The sequence below is a fragment of the Amaricoccus tamworthensis genome (genome assembly GCF_049800875.1).
Taxonomy (GTDB): domain Bacteria; phylum Pseudomonadota; class Alphaproteobacteria; order Rhodobacterales; family Rhodobacteraceae; genus Amaricoccus; species Amaricoccus tamworthensis.
This window is the reverse complement of sequence record NZ_JBNAFV010000007.1, coordinates 77,733-101,504: the sequence shown is the minus strand read 5'-3', so window position 1 is coordinate 101,504 and position 23,772 is coordinate 77,733. Positions and strand designations below refer to the sequence as shown.

The following is a 23,772-nucleotide window of genomic DNA, read 5'->3' as shown; positions in this document are numbered from 1 at the left end:
AAACCCGGAAACGGCAGCGTCCTCGCACGGCGCCTTCCGGCGCTGTCCTCCCGCAACCGTCAGCCTTATCTGCGTCGGTATAGCCACAGCACCACAGGCGCCAGCGTCAGGGTCAGGACGACGGGCGCGATTAAGGCCAGACCAATCTGTGACAGGCTGGCTGTGCCGGACATCAACCCACGCAGCGCGGTTGTTATCAGCGATACCGGGTTCACCTCCACGAAGCTGCGAAGCCAGCCGGGCATCGTCGCTGGATCGACCATGATGTTGGAGGCGAAGGTGACCGGAAACAGGATGGTAAATCCCAGGGTCATGACCGTCATCGGGGTCCGCACCAGAAGACCCAGCACGATGAACACCCAACCCATACCAAAGCCGATCGTCAACAGCATGGCAAAGGCGGCGAGCGTGCCAACCAGACCCGCTTCGGGACGGTAGCCAAGGGTCAGTCCGATGCCAAGAATGATCCCGCCCGCGATCAGGTGGCGCAGGAGGTCACCGACCATCAGACCCGCAAAAGGTGCAAGAGACCAGATGGGCAGCGTGCGGAAGCGGTCAAACAGGCCTTTTTGGAAATCAGTGGAAAGACCCATGCCGGAATAGACCGAGTTGAACACGACGGTCTGCACCAGAATGCCTGGCAGGAAGAACTGCAGATAGTCGCCCGTCGAACCGGCCAGTGCTCCGCCAAAAACAAAAGTGAACAGGAGCGTGAACATGATCGGCGTCATGACCAGGTCGAACAACTGCTCGGGCACATGGCGGAACTTCAGGATCGCCCGCCAGCCAAAGACCAGCGCGTTCGACAGTGGCCCGGGCGTCGGCGGCGGAGGGACCCTTCTCAGAGCCGCGATGCCGGGTGTTCCGGGCGTCCGGGCGCCTGTCCTGGGGGCGGCCGCCGTCTGGTCGGTCATGGCGAAACCTTTGGGTCTTCGGGGACCGATGCGTCCGGCCGTCCGGTGAGGGCAAAGAAGACTTCGTCGAGGCTCGGCGTGCCCATACGGAAGTCAGCCAGCGCAAAGCCTCCGGAGATCAGCGCTGCGACGGCCGCATTGGCCGCGGCCGCGTCGCCGGCCAGCACCGAAAGCTCGGCCCCCTCGGGGCTGCGCTGCACCGCGCTTCCCAGGTGCTCAGACAACAGCTCAGCGGCAGCCTCAATCTGGCCGGGATCGGCAAGCGAGACATGCAGGACGCCCGAGCCGGTAGCCGCCTTCAACTCGCGGCTGGTCCCTTCGGCAATCTTGCGCCCATGGTCGATGACCGCGATCCGGTCCGCGAGTTGATCGGCTTCTTCGAGGTACTGGGTCGTAAGCAGGATTGTTACGCCCGACGCGGCAAGCTGCCGGATCAGCCGCCACACTCCCTTTCGCGCCGAGGGGTCCAGTCCGGTGGTCGGCTCGTCCAGAAACAGCACCCCGGGCGTCACGATCAGGGAGGCCGCGATGTCGAGCCTGCGCCGCATTCCGCCGGAGTAATCCCCGACCTGCCTGCGCGCCGCCGCCGCCAGCTCGAAAGCGTCAAGCAGTTCGTCGGCCCGCGCCCGCGCCTGGCCGCCCCGAAATCCCCAGAGGCGGGCCAGCATCACCAGATTTTCGCGTCCCGTCAGATCCTCGTCGAGAGAGGCAAACTGGCCCGTCATCGCGATGCTAAAACGCACCTTCTCCGGCGCGGTGGCGATGTCATGGCCCATCACCGTCGCGCTCCCGCCATCCGGGGGCGATAACGTAGCCAACATCCGCAATAGCGTGGTTTTTCCTGCGCCGTTTGGCCCCAGCACTGCAAAGATCATGCCGCGCAGCACCTCAAGATCGATCCCCGCGACGGCCGTCAGATCCCCGTAACGGCGCACGAGGCCGCGGGCTTGGATCGCAAGGTCTGAGTGTTCGATGTTCACGTTCGGCGTCCGGGGCTGATGCGGGTCATCTGGCACTGCGCAAGGTACATCACCCGCCGGATTAGTCGATAGGATCGTGCAGGAATTACGAGCCGAACGCGGTCGTCGCCAGCTTAATGGCATGTGATCCCAAAGGTCAGGAATAAAGTGTCTTGGACAGAAAACCGGACACGGCGCGACAATGTCCGGTGAAAACAGTCCAAATACCGTGGAACGGATCGCACCCAGGCCAGTTGTCTCCCGGAACAGGCAAAGGAAAAATTTCAATGACAGCCCCGAAAAAAAACGAAGGCAAGAAGACCAAACACCATGTTGGTCCGTGGGTTGGTCTTGCAGGGACTGCTATCATTCTCGTTTTGTTGAGCGTGTTTGTCTTGGGGTCATAGACATCCTGAGATTCCGCTCAGCAACACTACGGGCATCGTGATGTGTGGGAACGGTGCATCCCGTATATCGGGAAAGCCTATGAGAAGGCCTCACCCACGATGCGTTCGAGCATGGCGATCTCATCATCCGAAAGCCTGGAGAACGGTTCGCGAACACGTCTGCGTCTGGGAAACCTGCCATCATTTTGACGGATAAAGACTATGATTTGCTGGGCCATACTGTCCGGCATTTCGAGGGCATTCATAATGCCCCGCAATGCCTCATCATGGCGCTTGAGATATTCGATTTCTCTGGGCAGGTCTTCCTCAATGGTTCTCTGAACGCATTCATACAGAAACTCGGCTTCCGCCGTGCAGTCAAAGAAGCGGTAGAGGTCCGCCGTATCGTTCTGAACCTCGACATTTCCATTCGGTAGAGGGCGCCAATCGATGGAGTCCATCAAAGGGGCGGAATGCTGTTGAAGAACCGCGCGATAGTCGTCGATGCGATCAAGCATCACTGACGATACCGGAAATACCATACCGGTCGGCGTGAACTTTCGTTCCGCCAGAACATGATGGATCAGGCAGCGGTGCAAACGACCGTTCCCGTCAGCCAGCGGGTGGATGTACACAAACCCAAACGCAACCGCAGCCGCCTGAAGGACGGGATCAACCTCGTCCGTATCGGTGATCCGAAGCCGATTGTTGCACTCGTTCAGCCCGGCCATCAACTCAAGCACATCCTCTGCGCGCGCGCCTATGAATTCCGGGATTGGCTCATTGTTGTGGTCGCGTTCCCCGAGAAAGACGCCGTCCTCGCGGTAGCCAATAGGGGTCAGACGTTCATCGCCGATCAAAATTCGGTGCAGGCGGTAGATTTCCGTTTGGTTGAGTGGACGCTTGCCCGCTTCCAGGACGGCACGCCCCCACCGCTCGAGGCGATTTACGGGAGGACGCTCTCCCTCGATCTCGAAGCTTGCACGGCTGTCGGCCAGCAGCATGAAGCTTGCCGCGCGTGCGAGGACATGGCCGCCGGTCCGTCCAATCGTTTCCTGGGCCTTGTGGGCAAGATCAAGCGCGACCAGAGCCTCAAGCTTTCCAGTGCGCCGGATGGTCGGGCAGAAATCGCCAGTGCCGAGCAGATTATCACGTACGCGATGGCGCTGGGAGAAGCGTTCCGTGCCGGTGAAGTAGCGTTTGGGATCAAGTGCCGGGATGGCCGTGACCTTTTGCGCATCTGCGATATCCAACGTCCTGCCGGTCAGGGTCTCGTAGAAGAACCAGATGCGGCGGGAGAAAGCTCCGGTCGGCGTCGCCTCTACCAGTGCTTCAATATCATCCTGCGGCACGGCATCGAAGACCCGCTTCAGGATAAGAAGATCAATGTCTTCGTGCCGGAGCGCGAAGTTCAGGTGGCCTACCAGCGTCTTCTCTGGCAGGTAGCGCCTGTCGAATACGGCCCAGATGCCTTCCACGCGCCTGTTGCCGCGCACGTGCTTCTCCGAGATACAGGCAGGACTGCGCACGGGCCCGCGAATACCGAGACTGGAAACAAGTGCGGACCAGCCCGCAAGGCTCGTACCCTCTGGCAGAGGCTCATCCAGGAAGAATGGCGGACGGAGGTCGTCCAGTTGCACCGGTCGAAAACTCCTCACTAATGTTGAAATCAGGTTTACGGATCCGATTTACGTCGAAAACCAATATACAGAGAGAGCGACGAATATCAATCACCAACGTCGAAAACCGATCACCCCAGATATCTGTGTCGAAAATCGCATCAGGATGTGGAGCATGAGAGGCACCGATGGCCATCTTCTCATGAGCGCCCAACCATAAACTGAACGTTGAACAGCCGGTGAACGACTGATCCGCTCCAACCGGCACCCGGCGACTTCAGGACGCCAGCCAGATTTCAATTGTCCCGCGTCTGGGACTCGGACGAAAGGTCGAGAAATCCCTGATTGTCGCGCCGGAGTTGGTCATGACACCGCCAACGCGACGGGCCACGGAACTGTCCGCTGGGAAGAAAAAGCGAATGTTGTCGCGCGATATCTCAAAGCCGACACTCCGCAGCTCGACGCTACCGATCCCGGTTGCCGAGAGCTGTTGCGCAAGCCCGTCCGCCCGCAACCTGCCGGAGTTCACACTGTTATAATGTATGACGATCCGGGCCGGCCCCGAACCGACAGCAGTCGCGGGGGCTGGTGACAGGGTCACCGGATCGGGCCGTGCGCGTGGACGTGTCAGACCCACCGGTTCACCTATTTCGGGAAACCCGGTATCGACATCAGTTGCAGGCTTAATGAAACCCGTCAGCGAAGGTCGCGCCACCTCGAACAGAGATGCCGTCCGGACCGGCGATGGGGATGAATTCGTGTCGTCGATGAGTGGCAGAGCAGGAACACTCGCAGCCCGGACTGGCAACATCTGTCTGAACCTGATCCCATCGTGGAAGTTATCGGGTGTGTCGATCACTGCCGCCTGATGTTGCAGGCGGTTTGGCACGCCTGGGAGAACCGGTTTGGATTTCAAAACACCCGTTGCCGGTGACCGGAGGTGAACCGCAGGAACCAGGTCCGCCCTGCCCCCATTCGGCACAGGCTCATAGGTCGGAGTGAACGAGGCCAACTGAAGCGGAGGCCCATTTGGTAGGGAAGTCCGGACTGCCACGGATGCCATTAAATCCGGCTGCGTCTCCAAATACTGGACGGGAGTGACCGGGCCATAGGACCGTGTCGGCCGGTCCCACATCGTCCAGGTCTGAAGTCCGCCGGGTTCCAGACCGCGGATGGGCCACGCGGTCGGCATCGAGGGTCGCGGCGGCGCAGCCGTATCAACCCTCGCGATGTCTGCCGCGACGGGAAAAACCGATCTCTGTCCATCATGCACCACAGCCGGAATAACGACCGCCGGCATGACCAAAGCGAGAACCGCGGCGACCCTGAGATACACCCCGCGTCCCGACCACGAAACCGCGTGTGACCCGGGTCGGTTATCCGCCGCACCCCGTTCTGCAGGAGGCAACGTGTCCGCGACGGACGTTGCCATGCTGGAGCCACAGGGTGGATGAATATCTGTGTCATCCCGGTCCAACAGAAATGACGGTTGCTGGCGCCGTTCCGGCTTTCCGTCTGCATGAAGGGCTTTTGTGACCCTCGTGATGCGGTCAAGATCGAGATGCTCGCGAAAGAGATCCTGGGCAATTTCACGGCGATCGGGCTGCCCGGGCGCCGAAGACCGTTTTCGTTGTGAGGAACCGCCCATCGTCTATTGTTCCCGCATGGACCGGGCGATCGCGTCGGTCAACGGGGAGATCAGGTAGTCGAGGGCCGTTCGGGCATCGGTTGCAATAACTGAGGTGACCGGCATTCCCGGTTCGATATGAATATCTTCTGGAATATCGTCCAGGGCGATCCTGACCTCATAGGACGGCTCATCCCCCTCGCCCGTTCCGTCGGGGTCCTCGGTAACTTCCGCCGAGATCAGGGTTATTTCACCGTCGAGCCCCCGTTCCTTGCGGGAACGTACACCGGGAAGGCGCAGTTCAACCGGCATGCCCACACGCATCCGCTCCCTTGCGGCGGGCGCCAGCCGCGCCTCCGCGACAAGCGTGCCATCGGACGGCACAATGTCCAGAACCGGTTCGCCCGGGGCCAATACACCGCCAATCGTTGCGAGTTTTAGGTCCACCACGGTACCCGCCATCGGGGCCGTAACCTCGGCCCGCCGAATGCGCTCCGCCTCGGCACCGATGCGGGGCTCCAGTTCCGCCAGTCCGGCGGACACTTCCGCCAGTTCCTTTGAGATTGCGGAGATGTACTGGGTCTGCTGCCTCGCGTGATCGAGCCGCGCCTCATTCCGGGCCGCTTCTGTTTCGGCAATGCCGGCGGTCACGGAGGCCACCGCTCCGGTCAGCGAGGCAAGTTCCCTCTCACGCCCGTTCAGGTTTAAACGGGTGACCAGGCCCGAGTCGGCCAGTTGACGTGCCGCGTCCGTGTCCTCCGTGGCAAGCCGCAGCTGGGCTTTCAACGAGTCCAGTTCGGCCAACTGCGCATCATGCCGAATGTCGAGCCGCCTCAGCGTGCCCTCAAGCATTTCCGATCTCGCCAACCGCTCTTCCCGACGGGCCTCAAACAGCGTTTTCTGACTGGCAACGGCCGCACCACTCACCGGTCGGTCCCCGTCCGTGAGCGCCCTGAAATCCGGGGCATTCGCGCCATGAAGTTCCGCCTCGAGCCGGGCCCTTCTGGCCAGAAGCGCGTCGCGGTCGGCCAGAAGGCTTGCATGAATGGCGAGAGCATCCGTCACATCAAGACGAAGGAGCACGTCACCCGCGGCGACATGGTCGCCGTCCCTCACCAGAAGTTCGGTCACGATGCCGCCTTCCAGATGCTGCACGGTTTTGACGCTGCCATCGACTTTAAAGCGTCCCTCGGCAATCACGGCACCCGAGACCGGTGCCGTCCAGAACCATACCCCGAACCCCGCAACGGTCAGGCCGATCAGGGCGAGTGCGGTCATCAGTGGACGGCCTACGCCATCCCGCGGTCTTTTGGCGGACTCTGTCATTGGACGGCCTCCATTGGACGTGTGACGGTTTTGGCGGGTTTGCCGGAAGACGAAACTGAGGACAGCGACTGGTTGCGCATGGCCCCGATTACAGTCTCGCGGGCCTCGAAGAGTTCCACCGCACCGTCCCTCAAAACCAAGATTTTGTCTGCGAGCGCCGCGAGAACGGGCTTATGCGAAATCACGATGACCGTGGTACCCGCCTCCTTCAAAGCCCGGATTGCGTTGAGTGTTGCCACCTCGCCCGCGGCATCCATATGTGCGGTAGGCTGATCCAGCACGACAAGAGCGGGTTTGCCGAGCAGAGCGCGGGCCAGGGCTATCGGCTGTCGGATGCCAGGCGATGGATCCAGTCCACCCGCACCGACAACAGTGGCAAAACCCTGCGGCAGGCGTTCGATAGCCTCCCGCGCGCCCGCCCGCTCCGCCGCAGCCAGTATTTCCGCTTGCGGCACGTCGCAAAAGCGGCCGATGTTCTCGGCCACCGTGCCAGGATAGAGCGTTGCGTCCTGTGGCATCCAGCCGATCAGACCGGCAGGCATGTCCATACCGGCCGGATCCTCACCCGCTACACGGATCTGACCGCCTCTCAACGGCTCAATTCCGACAATCACGCGACCGAGCGTGGACTTGCCCGACCCGGTCGACCCGGTAACGGAAACCACCTCACCGGGCGCGAAGTCGAGACTGACACCCCGCAGGGCCGGGCGTGTCGCCCCTTTCGGCAGAACCAAGGCACGGGACAGATTGACCGCGGCACCCTCGCCCGCAACTGACGGAGCGGCCAGACGCGTCGAATCTTTCCCGGAGCTGGCAAGCCGGCCAAGCGCACGGCGGGCGGCACCGGCCTGTCGCAGGGCACCGGGCAGGGACTCCATCGGGCCAAGTGCGCGCCCGGCCAGGATCGCCGCCGCAAGCATCGCCGCCGGTGCCAGTTCGCCATTGAGGGTCAGAACCGCACCGGTTGCCAGCGCACCACTATGTGCACCCATACGAACCATGCGATTAAACGCCCCGAGCGAGGCCGACTGCTCACCATTTTGCTGACGCAGGCCACCGGTCTCGGAAAGACCGCCCAACAACCGCGCGGTCAATCCGCGCTCAGCTCCCAAAGCACGCAAATCCCCCCGGTCGCGGTCAAGCACGGCGGACAGGTCATCAAGACCGGATTGTCCCGCCTGAATGCGCCGGTCACGTTCACGGCTCAGGAACCGGGCGATCGTGACTGCCGCGAGAATGATTGCCGCACCCAAAGTGGCAACCAGCCCCAAAACCGGGTGCAACATAAAAAGAACGCAAAGAAAGAGGACCGTAAAAGGTGCGTCGAACAGGGTCGTTGCAGCGCTTCCAGCGAGAAACGTGCGTAACGTGACCAGGTCTGTCATACGGTCGGCATGACCCGTAGTCCCTGCCGGTCCTACACCCGCAAACCTGCCTTCCAGGCGGGATGCGGCCCGCACCAGGATACGGCCCCGCGCCGCATCCGCAGCAGCCATGGCGACAAGGGCGAGCAGAAGAGCCACCGAGAGGGCCACAAGCGTCTCAATGCTGCGGGAATCCAGCACACGGCCATAGAGCTGCATCATGTAAAGCGGCGATGCCAGAAAGAGCATGTTTACGAGGGCACTGAATATGAGTGCCCATAAAAGATGGGGCGAAATCGCGCTCCGAACCTGGCTTACCGTGCGCGGGTCTGATCTGCTGTCGCTGTTCTGCATCACTGCCTTTCCGTCAAACTGAACCCGCATTCCGCAGGCCGGATTGCCCGCGGCGCGATCTTCGCCGCGCCGCAGGCCTTGGATCAGGCCATGGCCGACATGTCGTCTTCCATGTCGTCCATCACCGGCATGTCCGGCATGTCGGACATTTCGGTTTCCTTCATGTCCGGCATGTCATCGGAGCTGTCCTCCATCGCCATTTCCATATCGGAATCATCGTCACCCATCATGGCGGCGAAATCGGCCGTATGGACCGAGGAGAGCGAACCGTCGCCGTTCACCATGAGGAACTCCGCATCGCCATCCGCGATTTCGTCGGAAAAGCCTTTCAGCGTGTAGGTATTGTCCTCATTACCAAGCACAAACTCGTTCGCCTCAGTCGCGGTCGCACCGTTACCAATGGCGGTGGAGTTCGTGTAATTGGCGCTGGCGGCCTCACCCACGGCGAGCGAGAAGTCTCCGCCCGCCTCTGCCAGATGACCAAAGGCATGAGCCCGTTCACCCGACGCCTCGGACTGCCATCCAAACGCCGTGGCAGCGGTGTTGCTCGCTACACTTTCGCCACCAACAGCCGTCGTGGACGTACCGGTTGCCGAGGCATTGTCACCCATGGCCAGCGCATCCACTCCATCGGCATGTGCCTGGTTGCCAATTGCGGTCGCGTTGTCCGACGTGGCATTCGCGTCCTCACCAACCGCAAGGCTGCGCACACCATCGGCGTTCGCCAGATGACCAAACGCCTGGGCACGTTCCGCACCGGCACTGGCCTGCCAACCAATGGCCGTTGCCCCCGGTCCATGCGTTTCGCTTTCACCACCGACCGAGGTCGTGGATGGACCGGACGCCATCGCGGTATCACCGATTGCAAGCGCGTCAATTCCACTTGCCGCCGCCATGTTGCCAATGGCCGTCGCGTTGTCGGTCTGCGCGTTTGCGCCCTCACCTACGGCGAGGCTGCGGACGCCTTCCGCATTTGCGAGGTGGCCGAAAGCCTGCGCACGTTCCGCACCTGCACTGGCCTGCCAACCAATGGCCGTGGCACCCGGACCGTGGGTCGAGCTTTCCCCGCCCACGGATGTTGTCGACGGACCGGAGGCCGAAGCCGTGTCACCAATTGCCAGAGCGTCGATTCCGTTGGCCGTGGCCATGTTGCCAATGGCCGTTGAATTGTCGGACCCGGCATGTGCCGCCTCACCGACGGCCAGGCTCCGGACACCTTCCGCATTTGCGAGGTGGCCGAAAGCCTGCGCACGTTCCGCACCGGCCTCAGCCTGCCAGCCGATCGCGGTCGCACCTGGCCCCTTGGCCGAGCTTTCACCGCCGACCGATGTGGTTGACGGGCCGCTTGCCCGGGCCTCGTCGCCTATGGCAAGCGCATCCTGCCCCCTGGCTTTGCTGTCGGCGCCGATAGCCGTGGCACTGTCTCCAAGGGCCCGGCTTTTTTCACCGATGGCGATCGTGTCATCTCCCTGGGCCTTTGCCCGGCTACCGATCTCGATTTTGTCGTCTCTTTCGGAATTGTGTCTACCTGACATTCCATCCTCCTGTTGCCGTTCCCCCGACACGGGTTTCTCCCGAGCATCGAACGGTCACTTATCAAGACGAGCGGAGATGCGGGTTTGGATGCACCCAATCGAAAAAAAATCCGCTACCGGCAACAAAACCGTATGCCAGACGTCGATTTTTGTCTTTGGTTCAGGAGTTTACGTAATTCGCGACAACACCTTCCGGATCAGCCAAAAAAGCCAAATGGATATACCAGTCAGAATTCCCGCGCCGGAACGATTTGCCGTTCACAAGTTGATCGTGGCGCCCGCTCGCAGGGGGACCTGCCGATCCAGGTCCGGGAAAGATCTTGCTTAGGCCGAATGGTTGATCACAACTCTGGCGGAGTCCCGTCCTTTCGAACTTGCTGAGGCCATAGAGGATACGAGTAATAGGGGGCGAAAATGCCGGAACGCAATCGACGCCGCCCTGAATAGCCGGCCGGCGCTCAGAGAGTTGATTAAAGGGCTTTGGTTCGGTTTTCGAACGCCCGGCGACGTCCCGCGCGAAGCCACCAACACGATTTGCGGACATTCCCTAATTTATTGACTGCCTAAACCGCCAAAACCGTAGCGTCTCGACCAGGCACCGTGATCCCGGGCCCGGAATCTCTGCCCATCAGGCACCGGCCAGATACCTCCTCGCCGTCGACAGTCAAACGACCCGCTTGCGGAAGCCTGGACGGATTCACAATCCAGAGGAAGCGACCCCCCTCACCTTCGTGCAGCCGTGCCACGAGTTGGGCGTTGCCGGTTTCGACCCGTGGGGAGACGCCAGACCATGCCAGGCAACCGCGCCACCATTGTGGGGCGCCCAAGCGGCCGCTTTCCCGCTCGCGGAAGTGGCCGACCGAGACGTGGGAACCTACGAGCAGGGTCCGCCCCTTACCGTAGGTAGCCTCGACCATTGCCGTGCCACCTGTGTCAAACGTCGCAAGCCCCTTGCCCGATGTCGGTTCATAAACCTGTCGGAATCCGCCGCACGGCAACTCCGTGCCCTGCCAGAAGATGCGGTCGCGGTCGGCGATGTCGGGCATAAACTCAACATGCGTTTCCCTGGCGCCAAAGACCTCGTCAAAGCCGAAGTTGGGCTGATGAATTCCGATGCGTCCGCCGTTCCCGAAGTAGCCTGGACAAGCCTCGGAGATCAGGATGCCACCGGCAGCAATCCAGTCGCGCAGACGCTTCGCGATCAGCTCCGGCCACATGATCGGATAGGGCGCGTAGAGAACCGGATAGGCTTCAATATCGTCGACGTGAACCCAGTCCGCCTGAATATTCTGTTCAAAGAAGCCGCGATAGGCGCCCCACATCGCATGGGAGTAGATCTGAAACCCGCCTTCCGCAGAAAGCACGGTATCGAAGGCCTGTGTTTCCGGCACGACCAAAAGGCCGACCTCCCCACGGACGGGCTTTGCCTCCATGGCGTCCCTGTGGCCCGGGTCGTTCAGCCAGCGTGCTACTGCGGCGGCAGCTTCCGAACGATCGGTGCGGGAACCATCCAGCGCATAGGAGCCGAAAGCGCCGAAGAGAGGGCCGTCGACCAGCGGCCGGTAGCGCAGGTTCATCATGCCCCGCGCCCCGGCGGCGAAGGAGGCCAGCGACCAGAGCCGGACATCCTCGGCCTCGGCCACCCGCGCATCCTCGCGATCACGGCCAAGTACCTGCGGCTGCATCCAGAGCGGGCCGCCCTGTCGTTCCGCATGCCAATAAGGCTTGCCCCGCGCCGCGCCGCGGATCAGGTCGCCGGCATAGAAGTTGCGCCAGGGCTGGTTGCCCTTCCGCGCGGCAATCCAGGTGTACCCGTAGACGTCGACCTGACTGGCAGCCATCCAGTCGTCACAGCCATGCCCGGCCATCGCAGTCATCGCCCCCGCAATGCCGTGAGAGATGATGGTCGCGTCCGGATCGACTGCCTTGATTGCTGCAATCTTGTCGGCAACGTGGCCATAGAAGTTTTGCTTTCGGAACTCCATCCAGTCGAGACACTCGGGATATGGCTGGACCTGCCGGGGAGGCATGACGTCGTCCCATTCGGCATAGGAATACCGCCGCCATGCCTCGCCCAGAGCGTCAAGGTCGCCGTATTTCTCACGCAGCCAGATACGGAAAGCCGCCTTGGTTGGGTCGGAATGGTCGAAATCAGGCTGGTAGTTGACCTCGTTGTTGACGTCGTACCCCAAAAGACCCGGATGGCCCTTGTAGCGTGTGGCCAGGAGCGTGAGGAACTCCATCACCGCGCCATGAACCCCGGGATCATTCAGGGTCAGGGCACCTGCTCCGCCCAACCCTTGCCCAAAGCCACCGACCGCGACCGATGGTGACAGGGTCGATGCCATTGTTGTTCCGTCCGCCTTTTTTTGAACCGCATGGGAGAGCCTGCGCTGCAGCCATTCCGGCGCGGCCATCGTGAATTCCGCAATCACCGTTTGCATGCCGTTCTCAGCCGCGAGGTCGAGCTGCCGATCACAGTCGTCCCAATCATAGACACCCGGCCTCCGTTCAATGGCGGACCACATGAACCAGTGCCTGAACGTGTTCAGCCCATCCTCGGCGGCGATCCTGTAATCACGTTCCCAGTCTTCGGCTGGCGGGTTCGACTTCCGGTAATAAACGGCGCCGAAGGGTATCTGAGGCTGCTTGTCTGGCAATTTCGTATTCCTTTTTCAGTTCCTGCGGGTCGTTACCGCCCCGGGATATCCTTGAGTGTTCGAATGAGAGCGGAATGGTCGAGGTCGCCATTGCCTCGCCCAACCGCCGCGTTCATGAGCTGTTCCATGGTCGCGGTGTTTGGCAGCGCGAGATCAAGTGCCCTCGCCGCATCCACGGCAAGCGACATGTCCTTGCGGTGAAGCTTGATGCGGAAACCGGGATCAAAGGCCCCTTCGATCATCCGCTTGCCGTGGACGTTCAGGATGGTGCTGTCGGCAAATCCGCCCATGAGCGCCTCGCGCACCATGGCCGGATCAGCACCGGCGGCCTCAGCGAGGGACAGCGCCTCCGCCACGGCCTGAATGGTAAGACCGACGATGATCTGGTTGCAGACCTTGGCGGTCTGACCTGCCCCGGCACCGCCGACGAGGGTGATGCGTTTGCCCATGACCTCAAGAAGCGGTTCTGCAGCGGAAAACGCCTTCCCGGAACCGCCACACATGATCGTCAGGGCGGCATTCTCGGCACCCGCCTGGCCGCCCGACACCGGGGCGTCCAACCACAGGCCCCCGGCGGCTTCGATACGTTTGGCGAAATCCTTGGTCGCCACCGGTGAGATCGAACTCATGTCGATCACCAGAGCGCCCTTGGCAAGTTCACCTGCCACGCCGTCTTCGCCGAAAAGTACGGCTTCGACATCGGGCGTGTCCGGAAGCATCAGGATGACGGCGTCAGCCCCCGCGACAGCCTCACGCGCACTGCCCGCCTCAATACCCCCCTTCGCGACGAGGAAACGGCTGACCTCTTTCACGCGATAAAGCGCGACGTCATGACCTGCATCGATCAGGTGCCCCGCCATCGGTCGCCCCATGACGCCGAGTCCGATGAAACCGATTTTCATTGTCAGGTCCCTTTCATCCATTCGAGGCCCTCGGAGGTTCCGGCGGCGGGTCGGTATTCCGCGCCGACCCATCCGGTGTAGTCGAGGCGGTCGAGCGCGCCGAACAGCCAGGGGTGGTTGATCTCTCCGGTACCGGGCTCATGCCGCCCCGGGTTGTCGGCAATCTGCACGTGGGAGATGCGGTCCTGAAGCGTTTGGAATGTTCGGATCAGGTCACCCTGCATGATCTGCATGTGGTAGAAATCGTATTGCAGCCAGAGGTTTGGGGAATCTACCCTATCGGCGATCCGAAGGAACTGATCGGTACCGGTGACCAGAAATCCCGGAATGTCGCGCGTATTGATCGGCTCCAGCAGCAGCCGGATTCCTGCCTCTCCCAGCCTGTCGGCGGCCATCTTGAGATTCTCGACCAGCACAGCCTCATGCGCGTGCTCGCGCCCTTCCGGTGCAATGCCCGCAAGGCAGTTGACCTGTTTGCATCCAAGGGCCGTGGCATAGATGATGGCCCTGTCCACTCCATCCGCAAACTCCGCTTCCCGCCCCGGCAAACCACCGATGCCCCGCTCCCCGCCAGCCCAGTCACCTGACGGCAGGTTGAACAGCACCTGCGTCAAACCGGTATCCGACAGCGCCTTTGCGATGTCATCCGGCCTTTCGTCATATGGCCCGAGATACTCGACCCCCTTGAAGCCGTCAGCAGCGGCCGCAGTCAGACGATCAAGAAAAGTGTGTTCCTGGTAGAGCATCGATAGGTTGGCTGAGAATTTGGGCAAGACAGACTCCATGTCGTCGTAAGAAGTTGCTCCGCCGCAACCCTGACCTCTGAATGTTACGCGGTCCGGGCGGCAACGGGGTCAGATGTCAAATCGCGTACGAAGTGACATGCGTTTGTTGCGGGGGTCGGGGCTTGGTACGGCTGAGATCAAAGCCTTGGTGTAGGGTGCCTCAGGCGCGGTGCAGATGCGTTCGGCGGTCCCGGTTTCGACGACCTTGCCGCGATGCATCACGGCAACCCTGTCGCAGAAGTACCGCACCGTTGAAATGTCGTGGGCAATGAAGATGTAGCTGAGCCCCAGTTGGTCCTGCACCTTGAGAAGCAGGTCGAGGATCTGGGCTCGAATCGAGACATCGAGCGCGCTCGTCGCCTCGTCGGCGATGATGACCTGCGGGTCCAGCGCGAGGGCGCGGGCGATCCCGATCCGCTGCCGCTGACCACCGGAGAATGCGTGAGGGTAACGCTCCATGACGGAGCGGTCGAGGCCAACGAGTTCCAGCAACTCTCCCACGCGTTCGTCAAGTGCGCGGCCCCGTGCCTTGCCGGTGACATGGAGCGGGTCGCCAATGACCTGCTTGACGGTCATGCGCGGATTGAGCGAGGCAAAGGGGTCCTGGAAGACCAGCCGCACTGCGCCGCGATAGGCCTTAAGAGCGTTCGGCGCCATCCCCGTCACCTCCTGCCGCGGGTCCGACTGCGATGGTCGCCAGAGGATTTTTCCCGTGGACGGTTCGGTGATCCGGAGAAGCATCTTGCCGAGCGTCGTCTTCCCGGAACCCGATTCCCCAACGATGCCAAGGTTCTCGCCCGGCCAAAGATCGAGGTCGACATCATCGACTGCGGTGATCGACCACTTGGTCTTGCCGGTCCACGTGTGGGCACCAAAACCCTTGGTCAGGCCCCGCGCCGACAGGATCGGTTCGCCGTCTGTTGGCGGCGCAGGGCGGTCGTGCGGCTTTTCCAGCTTCATTGTCGCGCCAAGGAGCTTTTGGGTATAGGCTGTCTGTGGCTGGTGGAAAATCCGATCGACGCTACCCTGTTCCACGATCCGACCCCACCGCATGACAGCAACCTCGTCGGCGATCTCCGCGACGAGGCCCAGATCGTGGGTGATCATCAGCATCGCCATCCCGCGCTCTGTCTGAAGGCGTTTGATCAGATCCATGATCTCGGCCTGTGTCGTCACGTCGAGCGCAGTCGTGGGCTCGTCCGCGATTAGAACGTCCGGATCGCAGGCGAGAGCCATTGCAATCATGGCGCGCTGGCGCATGCCGCCGGAGAACTCAAACGTATATCGGTCGGCCATCTGTTCGGGATTCTTGATTTCGACCTGCCTCAGCAGGCGAACCGTCTCGGCCTTTGCTTCGGCCCTGGTCATGTCGCGATGGAGGAGCAGGCTTTCGACGATCTGGGCACCGATGGTCCTGACCGGCGAAAGAGAGGACATCGGTTCCTGAAAGATAAGTGCAATACGCCCGCCCCGGACACGCCTGATCTCGGGACCGTTTTCCCGGAGCCTGTCCAAACGTTGCGCCCCGTCCGGCCCATTCAAGGTGATTTCACCCGACGTCACGGTTGCCGGCTTGTCGATGATCCTCAGAAGCGCGCGGGCTGTCACGGATTTGCCCGATCCACTTTCACCGACAAGGGCGGTTGTGCGGCCCATTTTCAGGTCAAAACTTACCTTGCGGACCGCATGCAGGATGTGCGTGCGCAGGTGATAGTCAATGGACAGGTCGCGCACGGAAAGTACAACCTGCGGCTCCAGCGCGGAATTCATGTCACTTGCCCCGGGCATCTTCATGACTCGTACGGGTCTGCGGCATCGCGCAACCCGTCCCCAAGGAAGTTGAACGACAGCACGGCCAGAACCACTGCGAGCGAAGGCCAGATCAGCAGCCAGGGCGCCGTGGCGACCGTGCGGATATTCTGTGCGTCCTGCAGCAGTACGCCCCAACTGACAACCGGCGGTTTCAGACCGATGCCAAGGAAGCTGAGCGCCGTTTCGGCCACGATCATGGTCGGGATAGCAAGGGTCACGACGGCAAGAATATGCGAGGTCAGCGAAGGAAGGATGTGGCGGAAGATCACGCGCCGCTGCCGTGATCCGTCGAGGATGGCGGCGGTTACGAAATCCTCGTTTTTCAGAACGAAAAGCCTCCCCCTCACCTCGCGGGCCAGCGAAGTCCAGGCCAGAAGCGACACGATCAGAGTGATTATGAAATAAACCTTCAGGGGCGACCATGTAATCGGGATCGCCGCCGCGAGGCCGAGCCAAAGCGGAATGGTCGGCATGGCGCTGATAACCTCGATAAGCCGCTGCACCGCGAGATCGACCCAACCACCGTAATAGCCGGACAGTGCCCCCAGAACAGTGCCTATGACGAGGCTCGAGATCACGCCGATCAGCCCGATCGACATCGAGATCCGCGCGCCGTAGATCAGGCGACTGAGCAAATCGCGGCCAAGAGAGTCGGTGCCGAGGAGGTTCATCGGCTGTTTGTCATCAAGCGGACCGATCAGGTGCGTCGACATGGGAAACAGGCCCCAGAGTTTGTAGGGTGTACCTTCAACGAACAGCCCGACCGGAATCACCTTTTCGTCGTCCACGGTAAAGCTTCGCCTCAGGGAAGCCGGGTCGACCGTCATGGCATAGCCCTTCACATGTGGCAGCCATTCGCGCCCGTTTTCGCCCTCGGTGAAAAACGCCAGGGATTGCGGCGGCGCATAGGTCAGCCGGGGCTGCGCCCGCGCTGGATCCGTCGGGGCCAGGACCTCTGCGAAGAGTGCGACAAAATAGAGGAAAAAGACAACGCATCCAGCGCCAACGGCGACCTTGTTACGGGTGAACTTTGTCCAGATCAGCGTCCATTGGCTGGCGACCGAGATCTTCGAGGGGTCGTCGCCCTCCCGCAGGGGGCTGATGGCAGGGCCGGTTTCGTCGCCGTCGACCGTCAGCGGCGGCAGATCGGAAGTGGGATCACTAATGTCGTTCATGGCGTCCTCACGTGAAGCGGATGCGCGGATCGAGCGCGGCGAGAAGAAGGTCCGATATCAGCATTCCGACCAGCGTCAGGAGACCCATCAGAAGGATGAAGCTGCCGGCGAGATACATGTCCTGGCTGACAAGGGCGCGGATCAGCATGGGCCCGGCGGTCGGCAGGTTCAGAACGATCGCCGTGATGGTGACACCGGAGATGAGCTGCGGAAGAACCCAGCCGATCGCTGAGACGAATGGGTTGAGGGCGATACGGACGGGGTATTTCATCACCACGTCAAACTCGCGCAGACCCTTGGCACGGGCCGTGATCACGTAAGGCTTGCTGAGTTCATCTGTCAGGTTCGCGCGCAGGATGCGGATCAGCGCGGCTGTACCCGACGTGCCAATTACCACGACGGGAATCCAAAGGTGTTTCAACAGGTCCCAAAACTTTGCGAAGCTCATCGGCTCGCCGATGAATTCGTTGGAATAGAGCCCGCCGACGCTTTGGCCAAAATGTTTGTAGCTGATATACATCAGCGTCAGCGCAAGGATGAAGTTGGGGATCGCCAGACCGAGAAAGCCGAGGAACGTAAAAACGTGATCTCCAATTGAGTGACGACGGACCGCCGAGTAAATTCCGATCGGCAGCGACACCGCCCAGACGAAAATCAGGGCCGCGATCGACACGCCCAGCGTGGCGCCCATCCGCTCCCAGATCAGCTCACTGACCGGGCGTCCCCATTCAAAGGAGTAGCCAAAGTCACCGCGCAGAACGATCCCGGTGATCCAGTTCCAGTATTGTACGATTACAGGGTCATCGAGACCGTAAATGCGGCGCAGACGGGCCACTTCCTCGGGATCGACGGCCTGACCGGAATCCGACATCCGGGCGATCACGGACGTCAGGTAGTCGCCCGGCGGCAGTTGGATGATCAAAAAGGCGATGATCGAGATACCGATCATGGTCGGCACCATCAGGAAAATCCGTTTGATGATATAGCCAAGCATTGCTTCTCCTCCCTGGCGTCCGGTGGCTCAGGTCCAGTCGATGCGGACAACTTCTGCAAGGTCGATGGTCGGGACGGTAATCTCTGCAAAGCCGTCGGTGAAGCCTACCGGCACCTCCGTTTCAGCGACCAGCATGCGTGCAGTCGCTCCGGTGCTGCCGTTCGGAACCGCTGCCCGTATGGTCTGGTTTTCCACCGGGTAGCTTTTGCGGATGGGCCCTTTCATCATCATCGGGTTGGTGAGGTTCGTCAAAAGAACGGCGGTCAAATCGCCGCCGTCGCGCACCGCCACGTCCAGCACGGCGTCACCTTCGACCTGGACCAGCGGCTCCGCGTTGAGCGCCCAACGCACCGCGTTTTCAATCAGTCGCTGATGGTCACCGGCCAGTACCTCCCAGAAAATGCCGCCGACATTCCAGGGAATGTGGACCGTGCGTCCGCCGGCCGCTGTCTCACGGGCGATGACGGCCGCGCCTTTCGGTTCCTCGCGGGGATAGACCTCCTCCATCGGAAGATCGGGGAAGTCCGGGACATAGAGGAAGGGAGAATCCGCCTTTTCCACCGGTTCGACCGCCAACAGCCGGGTTCCTCCGATTATCCGTTCAGCGCCATCGAAGCCTGCACTGATTGGATGGTGGCCGTTCAGCGAGACGTAGGTGTTCCTGACCGGCCCCCGGGGTTTGCCGGTCATCCGGACCCCCAACGCCCGTGCCAGTCCCAATTCATCGCGTAAGTTCGCGTCACCGTCCTGAGTGGCGCTTTCACCCGCCACGACGAGGCTGCCGCCCCGACCAACCCAGTTCTCAATCATCTGACACTGCCCATCGGTCAGGCAGATGGCGTTGGGCAGGATTAGAAGCCTGAAACGATCCAGCATCTCCGGCGTCATCGCGTGGTCCGAGACAAACTCGAAGGGCAGACCGGCTTCAACCAGCGCGTGGTAGAAACCAAGCTCGTCAACCTCGGCGGTGCGCCGTGACTGCCAGTCCCAGTGACGCAGGGTCGTGGAGGCATCGAGGATCGCGATCTCAGTCGTGGGCTCGGTCTCGGCCAGAGTACGCTCGATTTTCTCGTGCAGTTTGAAACCGTCGGCCACCGGGGCGATCCAGCGGGGGTCAGGGACGACGCCGTTGAACTTGGTAAACCACGGCAGCATGCCATGCATCGCGCCATTGACGATCCAGGCTTCGGTTTCGGCGGGGGTGTTCACGCTGTCCTTCCAGCGATGCAGCGGCTCCTCGGGGCCGACCGACGTGATCAGGATCGCGGGCCTGTTGCGGAAGGTGGCCCGCATCCGCTTGCCGTTGCGGCCTGCCATCCAGACCGGCTCGGTCCCGTGCCGACCCTGATGGTCAACCACGAGGAAGGGGCAATGTTTCTCGATCAGCTCCGGATCGAACTCCATCAGGCTGGCCCCGCCCATGTTGGGAATAAAGCTGGCATGCGGGCGGATTTCCTTCACCGCGATGTCCCAGTCTATGACCATTTTTGTCAGGACGTCGCGACGCCAGGCCGACCAGGCGCGCCAAACAGGGTCGGCAGCCTCGGTGCTGGTGGGCAGGTCCATTCCGGTGGAAGCCTGAAACTTCGAACGGCAACTGTCGCAGTAGCAGATGCCGTGTCCCTGCCAGCGATTGGCGAAGACGGCGTCTATGTCGTAGTCGCGCACCAGCTCTTTCACGACCTCGGGCATGAAGCTCGCGTTGTAGTCGCCATAGGCGCAGGTCACCCACACATCCGGGAAGGCCCAGTGGCGGCGCGGGTTGCCCGTGGCATCCACCGCTACCCATTCCGGGTGGGCATCGGCAGCATCCTGGTGGATGGCGTGCGGATCGACACGGGCCATGACATGCATACCAAGATCGCGCGCACCGTCGACCAGCTCTCCGAAAGGATCGTTGCCGTCCATGAACCTGCTGACATAATGCAACGGTACCTTCGAGGGGTAATAGGCTACGTAGCCTCCCGCGCTCAGACAGGTCGCGTTCGAACGGGTCTCGCGAAAGATGTTGATCCACCGGGAGACATCGAACTTGACCGGATCATCCTCGGCAAGGGTAAGCTGTGTCCAGCGGGTCGCGGTACGGTACCACTCCGGCGTGCGCAGTGTAGAACTCGTTTCGGTGCGGACATCATCGCGCATCGTTGTCATCCTGATTATCAATGTAGGGTGGTTCGGGGTCCCACCTCAAAGACGGACGGGCCCCGGGTATGTCGATCGACCTTCGCTACTCTTTGAAGAGCTGCTCGGTCCCTATCGGCATCGGCGTCGGCCAGACGAAACTGTTGGGCATCTCGTCCAGCATGTTGACGACATTGTTCCTCACCACCCCATAACCGTCGGGTGGCAGGCTGACGCCAAAGACCAGGAAGAGATCCGCCGCATTCTCCAGTATCCGGCTCATGATCTCGTTCTGCCGGGTAGGGTCGCCGGTCGCGAGAAGGTCGCGCAGAAGCTGCTGCTGGACCTTGATCTCTTCGGGCGGTTCGATGGCCGCCGCGTTGTCGGGATTGGAGAAGTACAGCGCCCAACCTGGCGCATAGATCGAGTTGTTGTTGAACGGCACGAAATAGCGCGGGTCGATCATGGCGGCGATACCGCCGTTCGCGCCGAATTGGTGCGCGGTGGCGTCAAACTCTCGCCCGTTGCGCACACGCTCCTCCCACAGAGACCGGTCCATGGTGCGGATCTGCGCATCGATCCCGATATCCCGAAACATTGGCAATGCGAGTTCGAACATGTCGAGGAAAGTGGTACGGACCTGGTCGATCTCGAAAATGATCGACAGGCGGCGGCCATCGCTCATCAGCCGATATCCTTCGCCGTCTTTGTCGGGTACGATGCCGTCGAGGATCTCGTTCGCGCGGTCGGGATCGTACTCGGTATGCTGCTTGGCCAGCCGCTCATTGTAGAGGGGATCGCCCTCGCGGATCGACGGCTGGGCGGGAGACCCCTGACCCACGAAAACCGCGTCGATCAACGCCTGACGATCCACCGCAATCGACATCGCCTCGCGGAACTCGCGCGTGTTGAAAAGCGCGTTCTTGACCGCGTCCGTGTGGTTCAGGTTCAGCTGGAACACCATCACGTTCGCCGCCGTCTCCTTGAGCGTGTAAAAATGGTAATCGCCGCTTTCCTGTTCATCGAACAGAACCGGTTTGTTGGCCGGGGTGTTGACGTAGACGTTTTCCACATCGATTTCGCCCTGAAGGGTTTTCAACAGCAGAACCTCGGGATCCGACACCATCTGATAGTTGATGCTGTCGAAATACGGCAGTTGAGTGCCTTCGGTATCAACCTTGAAATAGTAGGGATTACGCACCGCAATCGCTCTTTCCGTGTCCTCTCCCGGCGCCGAAGTAAACATCCAGGGGTTTAGCGTTGGCCGGTTCGAGTTCTGGAAGTGAACATTATCCTCGTTTAGACCGTGTTCGCGCTGGAACAGCGCAATCCAGCTCTCGAAACCGCGTTCCACGGCCAGCTCATTTGCCTTGTCGTTATACTTGATGTGAAACTGTTTGAGGTAATGCGAAGGGCAGCGGACGAGTTGGTCGATGTTGGATTCCGCCATCTTGGTCGCAAAGAAACCGTTCGGAGACGGGAAGACCACGCGGAAAGTCACGTCGTCGACAATCTCGAGCGTGGCCAGTTCCCCGTTGGCATACCAATGTTCCTCACCGGTCAGGCCGGCGTCGGGGTCCTGGAACACATCCTCAAACCAGAAGCGGACATCCTCAGTGGTGAATGGTTCGCCATCCGACCATTTGTGCCCCTTGCGCAGCTTGAAGGTATAAACCGTGCTGTCTTCGTTGATCTCGTAGCTCTCGGCCACGTTAGGCTCTGCAGCGCTCCAGTCGGCGTTCCAGCGCAGAAGCGGATCATAGGCCTGGTAGCGAAACAGCATCGACAGCGAACCGCCGCCCACAAGCGCCATGTTCCAGGTGCCGCCCTGTTGACCGGGGCGTTCGTGAGGCGTGACCACGAGCGGGTTTTCCGGCAGCCGCTCTTCCAACGGCGGAAGCTCCTGCGCCCATGACATCCCAGGCAACCCTCCGACAATCAGAGCGGAACTCGATGCAAGAAAGCCTCTTCTGTTGAGTTTGAAGTTCATTGATTACCTCCCTTACTGCCCAAACTCCCTAACTTTGGACACAAGATCACTGTGCCTGTCAGCTATCGTTAGGTAAAGCGTTAGGTAGTCTGAATACCGCTAAAAACAGAATCTCTGGACTAATTTATTGTTCTGAATAATAATTTGCTTCGGCGCACGCACCTAATTTTTATGGAAGCAATGTTTTGAGTAAGGTCACACTAAGAACCATCGCCGAGAAAAGTGGCATGTCGAAATATGCCGTGTCGCGTGCGCTTGCGGGCAAGGACGGCGTCAGCGAGGCAACGCGTCAACGTATTCTCGAGATCGCCGACTCCCTCGGCTACAAACGCCCCAGCCCTCAGATGTCACAGACACGGGAAATCGTTGCCCTGTTTGACGACCCGCTGAACGTCAACACGGAACTGCACACTCAGATCCTCGGCGGCCTGCAACAGGAGGCCTCGCGTCTGGCCATGTTGGTGCGCGTCCATTGGCTTCATCACGAATTGCCGCTTGAGCAGGTCTTCAAAAACTCTCTCGGGGTAGCGGCGGTGAACCTGTCGCAAAAACACGAACTGAAGCTCATGCGGGACCTCGACATTCCCGTGGTCTACACGGTCCGGCCCGAACCGTTCTTCCCGGCGGACGTTGTGTCCGGCGCCGACCAGGAATCGGGCGCGGCGGTCGCGGAATATCTGATCGGCCTTGGCCATCGGGAGATCGTCTATGTCCATGGCCGCGAGGACCTTCGCGGCCGGATCCTGCGACTGAACGGACTTAGGGACATCATCGAACGCGCCGATGGCGTGTCGCTTCACGATTTGCGGTGGAAAGATGTCGGTGGGTTCTCGGACGCCTTCTCAGAACACCTGGAGTCGGGAGGACGACCTACCGCGCTCTTCTGTGCTCACGACGGCCTGGCCCTGAACGCCGTCACTGACCTGCTGTCACGCGGGTGGAAGGTGCCCCAGGACATTTCCGTGATCGGATTCGGCGACTACAGCGTCGCACGTCAGATCCGCCCCGCTCTTACGACGGTAAAGACGAAGGGACATGAAATCGGCCGCGCGTTGATGCGCCTGCTTCATCACAGGCTGAGCGACGATCACTGGCCCGAAGCCACCATGCGTATCCAAATCGTCAACGACCTGCTGGTCCGCGGGTCCTGCGGATCCGCGCCGGTTGTGCACCCTCTGGACAGGACGTGACCGGAAAAGGAAGTACACCGCCCAATCGCGTGATATGCGCGGTGCGCGGAATTTCGGCC

Annotated in this window: 17 protein-coding genes; 2 read left to right on the top strand and 15 right to left on the bottom strand. The window is 61.0% G+C overall.

Annotation, left to right across the window (positions count from 1 at the left end; translation table 11 throughout):
- Positions 1–65: 65 nt before the first annotated feature.
- From ACP15P_RS13125 to ACP15P_RS13095, 7 genes are all read right to left on the bottom strand, one after another.
- On the bottom strand, positions 66–914 hold the full coding sequence (locus ACP15P_RS13125) for an ABC transporter permease (RefSeq protein WP_424928922.1): 849 nt from the start codon (positions 912–914) through the stop codon (positions 66–68).
- Positions 911–1,894, bottom strand: a complete 984-nt coding sequence (locus ACP15P_RS13120; protein WP_424928921.1) for an ATP-binding cassette domain-containing protein — start codon at positions 1,892–1,894, stop codon at positions 911–913. The genes ACP15P_RS13125 and ACP15P_RS13120 overlap by 4 nt, the downstream gene beginning before the upstream one ends.
- 463 nt (positions 1,895–2,357) lie before the next feature.
- Complete coding sequence (locus ACP15P_RS13115; protein WP_424928920.1) at positions 2,358–3,899, bottom strand: Fic family protein; 1,542 nt, start codon at positions 3,897–3,899, stop codon at positions 2,358–2,360.
- A 256-nt stretch (positions 3,900–4,155) separates the two neighbouring features.
- Positions 4,156–4,689: a hypothetical protein gene (locus ACP15P_RS13110; protein ID WP_424928919.1), complete on the bottom strand. Its 534-nt coding sequence runs from the start codon at positions 4,687–4,689 to the stop codon at positions 4,156–4,158.
- Positions 4,690–5,529: 840 nt separating this feature from the next.
- Complete coding sequence (locus tag ACP15P_RS13105; RefSeq protein ID WP_424928918.1) at positions 5,530–6,831, bottom strand: HlyD family type I secretion periplasmic adaptor subunit; 1,302 nt, start codon at positions 6,829–6,831, stop codon at positions 5,530–5,532.
- Positions 6,828–8,549 (bottom strand): ATP-binding cassette domain-containing protein, encoded by a 1,722-nt coding sequence (locus ACP15P_RS13100; protein WP_424928917.1) that lies wholly within the window; start codon positions 8,547–8,549, stop codon positions 6,828–6,830. The genes ACP15P_RS13105 and ACP15P_RS13100 overlap by 4 nt, the downstream gene beginning before the upstream one ends.
- 83 nt (positions 8,550–8,632) lie before the next feature.
- Positions 8,633–10,084: a hypothetical protein gene (locus tag ACP15P_RS13095; RefSeq protein ID WP_424928916.1), complete on the bottom strand. Its 1,452-nt coding sequence runs from the start codon at positions 10,082–10,084 to the stop codon at positions 8,633–8,635.
- Between ACP15P_RS13095 and ACP15P_RS13090 the strand changes: the two genes are divergently transcribed.
- Positions 9,999–10,412: a GSU2403 family nucleotidyltransferase fold protein gene (locus ACP15P_RS13090; RefSeq protein ID WP_424928915.1), complete on the top strand. Its 414-nt coding sequence runs from the start codon at positions 9,999–10,001 to the stop codon at positions 10,410–10,412. The genes ACP15P_RS13095 and ACP15P_RS13090 overlap by 86 nt on opposite strands.
- Before the next feature lie 235 nt (positions 10,413–10,647).
- Here ACP15P_RS13090 and ACP15P_RS13085 read toward each other — a convergent pair whose 3' ends face one another.
- The 8 genes from ACP15P_RS13085 to ACP15P_RS13050 form a co-directional block, all read right to left on the bottom strand.
- The gene (locus ACP15P_RS13085) at positions 10,648–12,744 is read right to left on the bottom strand and encodes a beta-galactosidase (RefSeq protein ID WP_424928914.1); all 2,097 of its coding nucleotides are present in this window, start codon (positions 12,742–12,744) and stop codon (positions 10,648–10,650) included.
- Positions 12,745–12,776: 32 nt separating this feature from the next.
- A complete protein-coding gene (locus ACP15P_RS13080; RefSeq protein WP_424928913.1) occupies positions 12,777–13,646 on the bottom strand; it encodes a 2-hydroxy-3-oxopropionate reductase in 870 nt (289 codons plus the stop codon).
- 2 nt (positions 13,647–13,648) lie between these two features.
- Positions 13,649–14,419 carry a 2-oxo-tetronate isomerase gene (gene otnI / locus ACP15P_RS13075; RefSeq protein ID WP_424928912.1) on the bottom strand — a complete coding sequence of 257 codons (771 nt, stop codon included), beginning with the start codon at positions 14,417–14,419 and terminating at the stop codon, positions 13,649–13,651.
- Positions 14,420–14,500: 81 nt separating this feature from the next.
- On the bottom strand, positions 14,501–16,201 hold the full coding sequence (locus ACP15P_RS13070) for an ABC transporter ATP-binding protein (protein WP_424928911.1): 1,701 nt from the start codon (positions 16,199–16,201) through the stop codon (positions 14,501–14,503).
- Between the two features lie 20 nt (positions 16,202–16,221).
- Positions 16,222–17,418 carry an ABC transporter permease gene (locus ACP15P_RS13065; protein WP_424928910.1) on the bottom strand — a complete coding sequence of 399 codons (1,197 nt, stop codon included), beginning with the start codon at positions 17,416–17,418 and terminating at the stop codon, positions 16,222–16,224.
- Between the two features lie 7 nt (positions 17,419–17,425).
- On the bottom strand, positions 17,426–18,412 hold the full coding sequence (locus ACP15P_RS13060) for an ABC transporter permease (protein ID WP_424928909.1): 987 nt from the start codon (positions 18,410–18,412) through the stop codon (positions 17,426–17,428).
- 27 nt (positions 18,413–18,439) lie between these two features.
- Positions 18,440–20,554: a family 10 glycosylhydrolase gene (locus tag ACP15P_RS13055; RefSeq protein WP_424928908.1), complete on the bottom strand. Its 2,115-nt coding sequence runs from the start codon at positions 20,552–20,554 to the stop codon at positions 18,440–18,442.
- Between the two features lie 85 nt (positions 20,555–20,639).
- Positions 20,640–22,523 carry an ABC transporter substrate-binding protein gene (locus ACP15P_RS13050; RefSeq protein ID WP_424928907.1) on the bottom strand — a complete coding sequence of 628 codons (1,884 nt, stop codon included), beginning with the start codon at positions 22,521–22,523 and terminating at the stop codon, positions 20,640–20,642.
- Positions 22,524–22,708: 185 nt separating this feature from the next.
- Between ACP15P_RS13050 and ACP15P_RS13045 the strand changes: the two genes are divergently transcribed.
- Positions 22,709–23,713, top strand: coding sequence for a LacI family DNA-binding transcriptional regulator (locus ACP15P_RS13045; protein WP_424928906.1), 1,005 nt, complete (start codon positions 22,709–22,711; stop codon positions 23,711–23,713).
- Positions 23,714–23,772: the final 59 nt, after the last annotated feature.

Coding starts and splice junctions, on each gene's coding strand:
- ACP15P_RS13125 (WP_424928922.1), bottom strand. CDS start 914: ATGACCGACCAGACGGCGGCCGCCCCCAGGACAGGCGCCCGGACGCCC.
- ACP15P_RS13110 (WP_424928919.1), bottom strand. CDS start 4,689: ATGTTGCCAGTCCGGGCTGCGAGTGTTCCTGCTCTGCCACTCATCGAC.
- ACP15P_RS13105 (WP_424928918.1), bottom strand. CDS start 6,831: ATGACAGAGTCCGCCAAAAGACCGCGGGATGGCGTAGGCCGTCCACTG.
- ACP15P_RS13100 (WP_424928917.1), bottom strand. CDS start 8,549: ATGCAGAACAGCGACAGCAGATCAGACCCGCGCACGGTAAGCCAGGTT.
- ACP15P_RS13090 (WP_424928915.1), top strand. CDS start 9,999: ATGGCGATCGTGTCATCTCCCTGGGCCTTTGCCCGGCTACCGATCTCG.
- ACP15P_RS13095 (WP_424928916.1), bottom strand. CDS start 10,084: ATGTCAGGTAGACACAATTCCGAAAGAGACGACAAAATCGAGATCGGT.
- ACP15P_RS13080 (WP_424928913.1), bottom strand. CDS start 13,646: ATGAAAATCGGTTTCATCGGACTCGGCGTCATGGGGCGACCGATGGCG.
- ACP15P_RS13070 (WP_424928911.1), bottom strand. CDS start 16,201: ATGAATTCCGCGCTGGAGCCGCAGGTTGTACTTTCCGTGCGCGACCTG.
- ACP15P_RS13065 (WP_424928910.1), bottom strand. CDS start 17,418: ATGAACGACATTAGTGATCCCACTTCCGATCTGCCGCCGCTGACGGTC.
- ACP15P_RS13060 (WP_424928909.1), bottom strand. CDS start 18,412: ATGCTTGGCTATATCATCAAACGGATTTTCCTGATGGTGCCGACCATG.
- ACP15P_RS13055 (WP_424928908.1), bottom strand. CDS start 20,554: ATGCGCGATGATGTCCGCACCGAAACGAGTTCTACACTGCGCACGCCG.
- ACP15P_RS13050 (WP_424928907.1), bottom strand. CDS start 22,523: ATGAACTTCAAACTCAACAGAAGAGGCTTTCTTGCATCGAGTTCCGCT.